This window comes from Dokdonella sp. (genome assembly GCF_044227025.1).
In the GTDB taxonomy this organism is placed as follows: Bacteria; Pseudomonadota; Gammaproteobacteria; order Xanthomonadales; family Rhodanobacteraceae; genus Dokdonella_A.
Genome location: NZ_JBGAFX010000002.1, coordinates 706,723 through 718,248, shown reverse-complemented (window position 1 = coordinate 718,248; position 11,526 = coordinate 706,723). Strand labels below are relative to the sequence as shown.

Genomic DNA, 11,526 nt, shown 5'->3' with positions numbered 1-11,526 from the left:
CGTTTTCGCACACGCATGGACGCGACCAACAAGGGATGAGACCCACCGGTGCCGGGCTGCGGTTCGCAATGCGCCGATCGTTGGGCCGCAGGTCGTCAATTGGCCTGGAAGTCGTCACCGAAGATCCGGTCGGAGACATAGGCGGAAGTGCCGAACAGCAGGTGGTTGCCGTCGCCGTAAATGACCCCCGCAGCGATGAAGCCGCGGTCGGTCGCCACGATGTCGCGCAACCCGGCACTGTCCCAGCTAGAGCCATCGGGATGCGTCGGCGTGAACGTCCGGAAGTCGGTCAGCGCCAGGTCGGGGATGCGCACAATCGCCAGCTCTGGCAGGTGGTAAGGCGCGAGCACGGCGGCGCCCGAAACGCTGCGTTCCCCGGCAATGGCAAGCCGACCACCGGCAAGCGTCATCGCGTACGGCGTATCGAAGGTTTGCACCGCTATCGAGCAGGTCGGCGAGGCATCTCCGGCAAACGTCCTGCTCGCAGCAACGAACCAGGGCTGGCCGCCCTGTCCCGCCTGCAACCGCGAAACGACCGTGCTCGGCGCGCAATGCTGCGCAGCAGTCGCAGCCAGGTACAGCCTGTCGGTACTGGCAGCTCCAGTCGTCGTCGCCGCGATGGCGATGGCGCGGTCCTCGGACGTGCTGTTCGGGTTGTTGTATGAAAGGGTCTGGAAGCCGCCGAACACGGTATTGCCGAAGCTCGGGTCGCGGTTGCCCGTGGCGCCGTCGATCGCCATGACGAAGATGTCCCAATCGGTGCCGAGATACTGGTGGTCGCCGGCGATGTAGATCGTCGGCGTGGCCGTGTCGGCTCGCAGCGCGACAGCCGCCTTGGCAATCGTGCTGCACGGTGCGCCGTCGTGGCAGGCCGGGAACGAATAGTCGATGGCACCGTTGCCGTTGGGACCGAAGGTTGTATCAACCGCAAGCGCGCCGGAGTAGAAATCCAGGGTGAAGCGCTTGGCCGTGACGATCCGGATGCCCGAGCCCGTCGTGTAGGTGGCGATGGCGATCAGCTTGAAGTGGTAATCCGGATTGGGATCAGTGCCGGCATTGTAGGAATATGGCACGAGTGCGGCGCCGGTTTCATCGAGTCCGGTGACGAACGCGTCGACCGGCGTCTGGGCGAGCAGGCCAAAGTAATTCTCAAACACGACAATCTTCACGTCTCGATTGCCGGGGACGTCCGTGGAATCCACAAGCTGGAACAGGTGGTTGCCGACGAGTTTCATGTCGCGCACGGCGCTGTACGGTGGCGTATTCGAGTTGGGGTAGTCGATGTAGTGGTTGTCGAAGTACAGCCAGTTGTAGGGATTGACCGTGCCGCCCCAAGGCGTGCGCGCGCCGTCGTCGCCGTAAGCGACCATGCCGAGATTGAAGTAACCGTTGGCGGGGTTGTTCGAATACGCCGCCGGCACAAGCCCGGCAACGGCGACGTAGGCGCCAGGTACGACGGGCGCGCTTTGCAGCACGACGATTTTTTGCGCGCTCTGGTCGTTGGTCGTGACAATGGCGGCGAAGCGGTCCTCGAGCGTCGCACCGCCGTAGAACTGCGGATCGACGACAAAGGGATCGGTCGACAGCCCGGCAACGGCCGGCGTGATCGATACCAGCAGCAACATGCTGATGCCCGATGCTTTCACGATCGCCTCCTGATGCTCGGTACATGCTGGAGTTCCGGGTATGCTGCGCGCGATTGCGGCACGTGGCAAACGTTGCCATGGCTGCTGCTGGAATGCGGCGATCGGCTCCGGCCCCGGCCCACGCGTTTGCGCCGCGATGATGCGCTGGATGCAGCCGCAGCGCTTGGCGTGCCGGCCTGCGCCGGGGCGAACCGGGCTCGATGCAGGACTCGCCGCAATACGACGACTTGGTCCGCGAGGCTGCCTGCAGCCGGAGCAGCATCACGCAAGCGGGTGGTGAAATAGGCCTTGCTGCGGGACGAGGACTGCAAAAGAGTCCGCCGCCGCCTGAGGGAGAGGCGGCGGCGGGCCGATCGGTAGTGGGGGACTGTCCGATCGGGGAGCGTGCGCAGCGGGACCGTACGACCGGCGCCGATGGCGACTGGATGGGATGCAAGCAGTGGCACGAGCATCAGGCACGCCGCGGCGGCGCGCACTCGCGATCCATTCGTTTTCTGTTCGCGCGCCATGCACGGCACGGGGGTCGTTGTTTGCGGAAGGACTTTCAGCCGGCGTCGCGGGCGCCGGCGGATGACACGACCGGCCGCTCGCCGGCGAGCAGGCGCGCCCGCGCTTCGGCCTTTTGCGCAGCGTCGTGCTGACCGAGCGCCGCATACAGGCGTGCCTGCAACATCGCGCACTCGAAATCCTGCTCGGCCCAGCGCGCAATGCGGCCGATCACAGCGCCGGCACGATCCAGGCGTGCGTCGGCCAGCAAGCTGTCGCCCCAGGATGCGGCGACGACCACGATATCCCTCGGCACGCCCCAGCGTTCGGCATCGGCGAGCGCCGTCGCGAACGCGGCGTCGGCTTCGTCGCCGCGATGCTCGCTGCGCGCCTGTTCCGCTGCGGCGAGGGCGGCGAACAGCGTAACCCCCGGCATGTCGCCGTGCGACTTCGACCACTCGGTGAACTGCGTCGACTGGTCGCGCGCCGCATCGATCCGGCCCATCGCGCGCAGCGCGCGCACCAGCAGCAACCAGGCCTGCGCCCGCACATGCGCCTCGTCTATGGTCGGCAGGGTCGAGGTGGCGCGGCGCGCGGATTCGATCGCCGCGCTCGCGTCGCCCGCGGCGAGTCGCAAACCCGCATCCGCAGTCGCGATGCTGCCAGGCAGCTCCGCCTCGCTCGCCAGCGAGGCGTCGCCCATCAGTTCGGCGATCAGGGCACGCGCTTCGCGCAGTCGTCCGCTCGCCGCCAGTGCGTTCGCGCGTTGCAGGTCGAAGTTGCCGCGGCTGCGCGGATTCGCGACGAGGCCGCGCTGCGGCAGCAGCGATTCAGCGGTAGCCAGCGCCGCCTTCGCATCCAGCAAGCCCAGTTCCGCCTTCATCTGCGCGGTCAGGGTCATGGCGAGGTCGTTCAGCGCACCGAACTGGCGCAAGCGCGCTGCCGCACGCTGCAGTACCGGCAACGCCTCGGCGTGGCGACCACGGTTGTTGTCGAGGATGCCCTGGTTGGCATCGACGCGTGCGAGCGCGAGCGTGTCGTTGGCGAGGACGAGGGCGATGCGGGCATGCGCAAGTGCATTCGCCGCCTCGTCGTAGCGCGCAAGGTTGGTCAGGGCGGCAGCGAGCCCGGTATACGCCTGGCCGAGCACGCCGGGTTCGCGCGCGGATTCGGTCAGGCGTATTACCTCGCCGAAGATCGGGATCGCGTCGGCGCTGCGATCCTCACGCACGGTGATTGCGCCGAGCATGTGCAGTGCGCGGGCCCGCAGGATCGGATCATCCTGCGCGGAGACACGCGGGAGCACCTGTTCGAGGTTGCTGCGCACCGCCGGCAACCGACCTACGCGATAGTCGATCTGGGCGAGGCGGACACGCATCGCCGGTGCTTCCCGCAGCGCCACCGGTGCGGATTCGATCATCGCGCGCGCGACAGTGAAATCGTCGCCGAGCAGGGCTGCCTGCACGCGCTGGTCGAGTTCGTCGAGCGACAACGAGGACGTTTCGGCGTGACGCGCCGGCGGCGTCGCGCCGAGCAGCAACAGCAGGCGATCGCTGGCCGCGCGCGGTCTCGATCGGATCATGGCCCTGGCTGCGCACGCGTTGCGGAGTGCCGTCGCCCTCACGCAGTTCCAGTTCCACCAGCCAGTCTTCGGCGCCGCGTGAAACGCGCGGAATGACGATCTTGCGCGCTCCAGTGAGCGCGCCGACCCGAGCCGCGGCATCGGTCCCCGCCCCGGCATCGTTGCCCGCTGTACGCCAGGCCGCGACCACCGTGTCGCTCGGGGCGACGGTTCGACCCGCCTGACGCAGGCGCGATGCGACCAGATCCATGAGGCCCAGGCGCAGCCACGCCCATTCCTCGCTCGATTCCACGTGCGCGGGCAACACCACCAGGGCGTCGGCAGCGACGCTGCTGGTTTCGACCGGACCGTGCAGGCGATTCCAGATGAACGTGCCGAGCGCGAGCAGCAGCGCGAATGCGCCGATGAGTACGACACCCAATTGCCGCGACGCCCGCCTGCGCGGGGCGACCGCAGAAGTTGGTTCGGCGTTGCTCGTCGGAGCATCGGCGACCGCGTGGTCCGTGGCGGAGTCGCCGATCCCGGTGGCGGCCGTTTCGTCGGTAGCCACGCTCGACATGGTCAGCTCACGCACCCAGCGATAGCCGAAGCGCGGGATCGTGCGGATCGCGTTCTGTTCGTTGCCGTCGTCGCCCACTGCACGCCGTGCCTTCAGCAGGGTCTGCCCGAGCAAGGTGTCGCTGACGTCGGCTTTGCCCCATACCGCGGCGATGAGTTCGTCGCGACCGACTGCGCGATCGCGGTGTTCGATCAGGTAGACGAGGCAGTCGAATACCTTTGGCGACAGCGCCAGCAGCGTGCCGTCGCGATGCAACTCGCGCGCGAGCGGATCGACGCGGCAATCGCCGAAGTGGTAGACCGGGTGGGACATTCGCCGAGGTTAACGCGCGCGGACGCGCGCGGCCACGTGAAGGATGGCATGCGCGCGTCCGGTCATGCGATAAGCCAGGCAGCGAGGCCTAGGAACAGGCCCATGCTGAGCACGTCGGTCGCGGTGGTCAGGAAGATGCTGGAGGCGGTCGCCGGATCGGCGCCCATGCGCTTGAGCGCGAGCGGAACCGCAGCGCCGGCCACGCCGGAAAGTGCGCAACTGCCGATCATGGAAACGAAGGTGATGGCGGCAAGCATCAAGGCCTGCGGATGCTGCTGGTGGTGTGCCAGCCAGAACATGCCGATGGCTGCGACTACGCCGGTGAGTACGCCGTTAAGGAATCCGAGCCACGTTTCTTTCCACAGCAGCGCGCCGGCGCGCGATGCCTTCAGTTCGCCGAGCGTCATGCCGCGCAAGGTGACCGCCAGCGACTGGCATCCGGTGTTGCTGCATTGGCCCGACAACACCGGTATGAACACCGCGAGCAGCACGATGCGGTTGACCGTGTCCTGGAACAGCCCGACCACGCTTGCCGCGACGAACGCGGTGACGAGGTTGAGTTGCAGCCACGGGTGGCGGAAGCGCAGCGCGCGCTGCCACGGCGTGGCGAGGCGCTCTTCGCGCTCGACACCGACCATCGCGCCGGCCTGCGCGCTGATCTCGAACGCCTGTTCTTCGAAGATGACCGCGCCCCGCACGAGTCCGACCAGGCGTCCGTCCGCATCGCAGACTGGATACACCGGATAGTGGCGGCGCACGACTTCGCGCATCGCGTCGATGACGTTGTCCTGGGGTCGCAATGCGAACGGGCGGCTGACCATGATCTCGGCCAGGCGCTGCTGAGGCTGCGCGAACGCGAGCTCGCGGAAGGCGACGATGCCGCTGAGGTGTCTGCGCGCGTCGACCACGAAGACGTAGGTGACCAGGGTGTGCGAGACGATCGGGCGCAAGGTCTCGATGACCTCGGACGCGGTCGCTTCCTCGGTGAAAACGGCTGGTGCCGGCTCCATCAGGCGACCAATCGAGCCTTCCGGCCACTGCTGGCTGTTCAACCACTGGCCATCCTCGCCCTGGCCGGCGGCGAACGCGATCATGCGGCGGCGCTCGACCCCGAAACGATCGAGAATCGCGACCGCGCGGCCAGGGCCGAGTGCATGCAGCAGGCGTGCGACCGAGGCATCCGGCAGCGGCGCGAGACGCGTCACCGCGTCGTCGACGTCGAGATCGCGCAATTGATCCACGGTCACGGTCTGCGGTTGGGTCATGAGCGGGTTCCGGGGCGACTCGCGGATGCTAGCTGAAGCGCGCGGGGATCGGCAGGGGAATCAGGACGTTCGGCCCTCGCACAGCCCGTTCATCGCCTCTTTAGGGAGCAGGCCTGACCATGGCGCAACACACCCAACAGAGGCGAGTGATGATGAGCAGCAAGGTTCTGTCGATGGCGATGGTGGCGGCGACGGGCGTCGCCCTGGTGGGTTGCGTGGCGACTCCGCCGCGTGCCCGGGTCTACGATGACGCCTACTACCAGAGGCGCGCCGCATACGACTGTTCGCGCTGCGGCGTCGTGCGCGAAGTCGGTCGCGTCTATGTGCGCGAGAACAGCACGAGCGGCGGCGGAGCCGTGCTCGGCGCGATCATCGGCGGCGTGCTCGGAAGCACGATCGGGCGCGGCGACGGCCGCACGGCGGCGACGGTCGCAGGTGCAGTCGCGGGCGGTTTCGCCGGCAACGCGATCGAACGAGACTCGAATGGACGCGGCAGCGACCGCGAGGCGTGGCAGTTCCAGGTGCGCCTCGACGATGGCCGCTGGGCGACCGTCACGCAGTGGGACAACGATGACCTGCGTCCGGGCGATCGCGTCATGATCCGCGACAACCGCCTCATGCGCCTGCGCTGAGCGGGTCCGCTGATGAGCCGAGCTTGCTCGGCCATCGGCGTCGGCGACGCGAGGGCAGCGGAGCGAGCTGCTGTGCTCCGCCCGGTGTGCCTTTGGAGAGCCGATCCTGCTCGGCTCATCGAATTCAGTTGATGCGGTAGAAGTTGTGCGCGCCGATCGTCGCCAGCGGCGGGCCCTTGATCCAGACAGGCGATACCGAATCGGCAAGTACGAAGTGGTCGGCATTCGGCACCACGAACTTGCGCTGGTTGCGCGGCTGCGACCACATCGCGAGCGAGCGGCCGGCGATCTCGACCGCCGTCTTCCACGCAGCCGGATTGGCGATCGGATAGTCGCTGCGCATGGTCGTCGTCGCGAACTGGCCGGGCGATCGCACGACGTCACACACGGTTGGACCCCAGCGTCCGCTTTCGCGGCGGCGCATCGCCACCTCTGCGACCGCCATCTGGCCCACCTTCGATTCGCTGCGCGCCTCCAGATAAACCGTGGTCGCCAGGCAGACATGGTCCGCGGCGGGCTGCGGCAGCATCGAAGTCAGCCACAACAGGAAGGATAGTTTCATGCACACCTCTCTCAGTCGGTGGCACGACCCGGTCGCCGCGGCGCATGCGCCATTGCGTCCGCCGGCGAACTGCCGCCGGCTGGTCGAGCTGCCAATCGAATTGGAATGAATCTGCGGCGCCTGCATGACCGAGCCATGCGTGCTGCGCCCGTCAGTCGCGTCTGCCACCCCGGCAGTCGCTCCGACGTTTTGCCACGTGCCGACGCCTCTGCGTCGTGGTCGGCTGCCGGCCTCAGGTCAACGGCAGTCGTCCGAAAAGCTCATGGAAAACAAGATAGTGGATACAAAAACGCCCTGATTGGTCAGGGCGTGGAATTGAATGTACTGGAGAATGGAGCACTTGTCGCTGAACGGCGGTCCGGCCATTCAGGTGGGCTTAACCGGGTCTCAGGCATGGCGACCGTCGCATCGCCGCCTCGGGACCGGGCGCGCAAGTCCCTGATTGACACGCAATCGGGCCCCGCCGGGATCGCTTTCCCGACGGCAATGCAGGCCGTTCGCAGTCGGATCAGTCGATCAGCAGGATGGCACCGGCATTGGTCGTCAGCCTGTGCGAACTGCCGTCGGCGAGCACGGCGAGCGCGCGTTGTGGCGTCGAACCTGCGACATACAGAATCCTTCCTGCGACGCCGCCGGTCGGGTCGAACAGTTCGTCGCCGGCTTCGACGATGGCCGATCCCTGGACCGTTGCCCGATGCGGGTGGCGCTTGTTGCCGCCGCGAAAGTGCAGGCGCGCGGCGATCTCCTGCCCGGGGTAACAGCCCTTGTCGAAGCGGATCGCGTCGATCGATTCGAGATCGAGTGCCTGCGGGGTGCATTCGCCGGCCATTGCCGCAGGGAGCAGGGGCAGGCGCGCTTCCACGTCCCGCTGGCGCCATTGTGCAAGCGCCGGCGCATCCGCCGGGCGCGGATCGCCCGGCGCGAGCCGGACGGCGCGACCGTCGGTGAGCATGAGCGTCCAACCTGCGTCGGAATGGGCGACCCGGCCCGCTTCCAGCGCATCGGTTTGGACAACGATGGCTTCGACCGTCGCATCGATCGGTTCGATGCGCACTGCGGCGCGAAACACGAAGCGCGCGAGCGCTGTGGTCATCGTTGCCGTTTCGCCGAGGGGTTGCCAGGCGAGCAACTCTTCCGCGCCGACGCGCAGCAACAAAAAGAACGCGCGCGCGCGACCCTGTGCGTCGAGCCACGCGCTCCATTGCCAGGCGCCCTCGGCCAGTGCGCGCACGTCGCTGGTGAATTGCGCGTGCGCGAACGCGCCCGCGTCGCGGCCGGCGATGCGTACGAGGGCGGCCGGGCCGAGTGAGACGGTCATGCGTGCGTCGAAAAACCGGAGGGAAGCCCGCACTGTATCAGGCTTGCCCGCTGGTGCCTGTTGTCTCATCGGTGCGTGAGGGTTTACCCTTTGCGTCGCATCGCACCATGTCCGAACCCAAGACCTCCCCGACCGAGCCGCCGAAACCGGCGCTGGCCAGTGTCCCGACGGACGCGCCGGCGGAGCATCCGGCCGGGTCGGTGCCGGAGATCGGGGGGCGTGCTTCGGGACTCGACCCGACGCGGTACGGCGATTGGGAATTGAACGGCCGCTGCATCGATTTCTGATGCGTACTCCCCGCAAGGGTACGGCGCGCATCGCGCAGCGGTTTGAACCGACAACGTCTGCACGAGCCAGCCATGCCAGCCACTGCGCGACCGCTATCTCCCCACCTGGGCGTCTACCGCTGGCAGATCCAGATGGTCACCTCGATCCTGCATCGTGCGACCGGCATCGCGCTCGCCGCCGGAACGATCCTGCTCGTCGTGGCGCTGCTCGCGCTCGCCAGCGGGCCGGATGCATGGGCGCGAGTCGTCGCGTTCTGCGGGTCGTGGATCGGCATGATCCTGCTGCTCGGCTGGACCTGGGCGCTCGCCTACCACCTGCTCAATGGCATCCGGCATCTGGTACAGGACCTCGGGTACGGCTACGCGCCGGCCCAGTTCGTTCGCAACGGCTGGATCGTCACGCTCGGCAGCCTCGTGCTGACCGGCCTCGTCTGGGCCTGCGTGCTGGCGCAGCGGGGTGGCGCATGAGCCACCTGCGCACACCACTGAAGAACGCGCTCGGCCTCGGCTCGGCCCGCCAGGGCGCGCATCATTTCATCACCCAGCGCGTGACCGCGGTCGCGCTGGTGCTGCTCGGTGGCTGGTTCGTCTGGACCGTGCTCTCGCTGCTGCATCTGGACTACGCCGGCGGCCACGCACTCGTCGCCCAGCCATGCAATGCGTTGCTGCTGCTCGCCTTCGTCGTCGCCGTGTTCTGGCACGCGCAACTCGGCCTGCAGGTGGTGATCGAGGACTACGTGCACGCACGCGGCTTCCAGCTGGCGCTGCAGCTCGCAGTGAAGTTCCTCTGTTTCCTCGGCGCCGCGGCCAGCGTGCTCGCCATCCTCAAAATCGCGCTGGGACGCTGACCATGGCCGGTACCGCTTACAAGGTCCAGGAACACAAGTACGACATCATCGTGGTCGGCGCCGGTGGCGCGGGCCTGCGCGCGACATTCGGCCTCGCCGCCACAGGCCTGCAGACCGCCTGCCTGACCAAGGTGTTCCCGACCCGCTCGCACACGGTCGCGGCGCAGGGCGGCATTTCGGCAGCCCTCGGCAACATGGGCGAAGACGACTGGCGTTTCCACTTCTACGACACGATCAAGGGTTCGGACTGGCTCGGCGACCAGGATGCAATCGAGTACATGTGCCGCGAGGCGATCCCCGCGATCATCGAGCTCGAGCACTACGGCGTGCCGTTCTCGCGCACCGAGGAGGGCAAGATCTACCAGCGCCCGTTCGGCGGCATGACGACGCACTACGGCAAGGGCACCGCGCAGCGCACCTGCGCCGCGGCCGATCGCACCGGCCACGCGATCCTGCATACGCTCTACCAGCAGTCGCTCAAGCACGACGCGCGTTTCTTCGTCGAATACTTTGCGCTCGACCTGGTCTTCGACAGCGAAGGCGTGTGCCGCGGCGTGCTCGCGCTCGACATGAGCGAGGGCACCCTGCACCTGTTCCGCGCGCATGGCGTCGTGCTCGCGACCGGCGGATACGGCCGTGCCTACTTCACGGCGACCTCCGCGCACACCTGCACCGGCGACGGTGGCGGCCTCGCGTTGCGCGCCGGCGTGCCGATGCAGGACATGGAATTCGTGCAGTTCCACCCGACCGGCATCTACGGCTCCGGCTGCCTGATCACCGAGGGTTCGCGCGGCGAAGGCGGTTTCCTCACCAATTCCAAGGGCGAGCGCTTCATGGAGCGTTACGCGCCGAACGCGAAGGACCTCGCATCACGCGACGTCGTCAGCCGCTCGATTGCGATCGAGATTCGCGAGGGTCGCGGCGTCGGCGAGCACAAGGACTACGTCAACCTCAACCTGCAGCATCTCGGCGCCGAAGTGCTGCACGAGAAGCTGCCGGGCATTTCCGAATCGGCGCGCATCTTCGCCGGCGTCGACGTGACGAAGGAGCCGATCCCGGTGGTGCCGACCGTGCACTACAACATGGGCGGCATCCCGACCAACATCCACGGCGAAGTCGTGCGCAAGGTCGGCGACGACCCGAACGCGGTGGTGCCGGGTCTGTATTCGATCGGCGAAGCGGCCTGCGTGTCGGTGCATGGCGCGAATCGCCTCGGTTCGAACTCGCTGCTCGACCTCGTCGTGTTCGGTCGCGCGGTCGCGCAGCGCTGCGCGGCGACGATCAAGCCGGGCCAGCCGCACAAGGAACTGCCGGCCTCGGCCTGCGACAAGGCGCTTGCGAACTTCGACCGTTTGCGCAACGCGAACGGCTCCACCCCGACCGCCGAGATCCGCACTGCGATGCAACGCACGATGCAGGCTGACGCGGCGGTGTTTCGCACTGCGAAGACGCTGCAGGAAGGCTGCGCGAAGATGGACAAGGTATTCGCTTCGTTCGATGACGTGCGCGTGTCCGATCGCTCCCTGATCTGGAACTCGGACCTGATCGAGACGCTGGAGCTGCAGAACTTGCTCTACAACGCGGTCGCGACGATCAACTCCGCCGAGCAGCGCCCCGAGAGCCGAGGCGCGCACGCGCGCGAGGACTTCCCGGATCGCGACGACGCGAACTGGATGAAGCACACCCTCGTCAACGTCGACGACAAGGGCAAGTGCGCGTTCGATTCGCGCCCGGTTCACATGAACACGCTGACCGGAGATGTCGAGCCGGTACCGCCGAAGAAACGCGTCTACTGAGGATATCGTGATGACTGGCTTCCCGCCTCTGCTCTCGTTCGTGATCATCGCGCTGATCGTGATTCCTCTCGGCGTGGCGCTGAAGCGATGGTACGGCCGCGATTCCGCACGCAGTCTTATCGTGCTCATGGTCCTGCTCGCATTCGTATCGCCGTGGCTCTCGCTCGCCGTGTTCGTCGTCGCGCTGCCGGGCATCCTGTTCCAGCGCGGTCCACACATCAAGAGCAACTGAA

Annotated in this window: 11 protein-coding genes; 6 read left to right on the top strand and 5 right to left on the bottom strand. The window is 67.2% G+C overall.

Annotated features, from left to right (window positions below; translation table 11 throughout):
* Window positions 1-95: 95 nt before the first annotated feature.
* The 3 genes from ACILRJ_RS07540 to ACILRJ_RS07530 form a co-directional block, all read right to left on the bottom strand.
* Window positions 96-1,646 carry a hypothetical protein gene (locus ACILRJ_RS07540; protein ID WP_395681945.1) on the bottom strand — a complete coding sequence of 517 codons (1,551 nt, stop codon included), beginning with the start codon at window positions 1,644-1,646 and terminating at the stop codon, window positions 96-98.
* Between the two features lie 1,763 nt (window positions 1,647-3,409).
* Window positions 3,410-4,585, bottom strand: a complete 1,176-nt coding sequence (locus ACILRJ_RS07535; protein ID WP_395681943.1) for a transcriptional regulator — start codon at window positions 4,583-4,585, stop codon at window positions 3,410-3,412.
* A 62-nt stretch (window positions 4,586-4,647) separates the two neighbouring features.
* Window positions 4,648-5,850: a magnesium transporter gene (locus ACILRJ_RS07530; RefSeq protein ID WP_395681941.1), complete on the bottom strand. Its 1,203-nt coding sequence runs from the start codon at window positions 5,848-5,850 to the stop codon at window positions 4,648-4,650.
* Between the two features lie 152 nt (window positions 5,851-6,002).
* On the opposite strand from ACILRJ_RS07530, the gene ACILRJ_RS07525 reads away from it, so the two are divergent.
* A complete protein-coding gene (locus ACILRJ_RS07525) occupies window positions 6,003-6,482 on the top strand; it encodes a glycine zipper 2TM domain-containing protein (RefSeq protein WP_395681939.1) in 480 nt (159 codons plus the stop codon).
* 124 nt (window positions 6,483-6,606) lie between these two features.
* Here the strand turns inward: ACILRJ_RS07525 and ACILRJ_RS07520 are convergent, their stop codons facing one another.
* Window positions 6,607-7,044, bottom strand: a complete 438-nt coding sequence (locus ACILRJ_RS07520; protein ID WP_395681937.1) for a cell wall hydrolase — start codon at window positions 7,042-7,044, stop codon at window positions 6,607-6,609.
* A gap of 508 nt (window positions 7,045-7,552) precedes the next feature.
* Entirely contained in the window at window positions 7,553-8,362 is an 810-nt protein-coding gene (locus tag ACILRJ_RS07515; RefSeq protein WP_395681935.1) for a YgfZ/GcvT domain-containing protein, read from the bottom strand.
* A gap of 107 nt (window positions 8,363-8,469) precedes the next feature.
* Between ACILRJ_RS07515 and ACILRJ_RS07510 the strand changes: the two genes are divergently transcribed.
* From ACILRJ_RS07510 to ACILRJ_RS07490, 5 genes are all read left to right on the top strand, one after another.
* Window positions 8,470-8,649 carry a DUF1674 domain-containing protein gene (locus ACILRJ_RS07510; RefSeq protein WP_395681933.1) on the top strand — a complete coding sequence of 60 codons (180 nt, stop codon included), beginning with the start codon at window positions 8,470-8,472 and terminating at the stop codon, window positions 8,647-8,649.
* A 72-nt stretch (window positions 8,650-8,721) separates the two neighbouring features.
* Complete coding sequence (gene sdhC, locus ACILRJ_RS07505; protein WP_395681931.1) at window positions 8,722-9,117, top strand: succinate dehydrogenase, cytochrome b556 subunit; 396 nt, start codon at window positions 8,722-8,724, stop codon at window positions 9,115-9,117.
* Window positions 9,114-9,497 carry a succinate dehydrogenase, hydrophobic membrane anchor protein gene (gene sdhD, locus ACILRJ_RS07500; protein WP_395681929.1) on the top strand — a complete coding sequence of 128 codons (384 nt, stop codon included), beginning with the start codon at window positions 9,114-9,116 and terminating at the stop codon, window positions 9,495-9,497. The genes sdhC and sdhD overlap by 4 nt, the downstream gene beginning before the upstream one ends.
* A 2-nt stretch (window positions 9,498-9,499) precedes the next feature.
* Entirely contained in the window at window positions 9,500-11,293 is a 1,794-nt protein-coding gene (gene sdhA, locus ACILRJ_RS07495) for a succinate dehydrogenase flavoprotein subunit (protein ID WP_395681927.1), read from the top strand.
* Between the two features lie 10 nt (window positions 11,294-11,303).
* A complete protein-coding gene (locus ACILRJ_RS07490; RefSeq protein WP_395681925.1) occupies window positions 11,304-11,525 on the top strand; it encodes a hypothetical protein in 222 nt (73 codons plus the stop codon).
* The last annotated feature ends 1 nt before the right edge of the window (window position 11,526 follow it).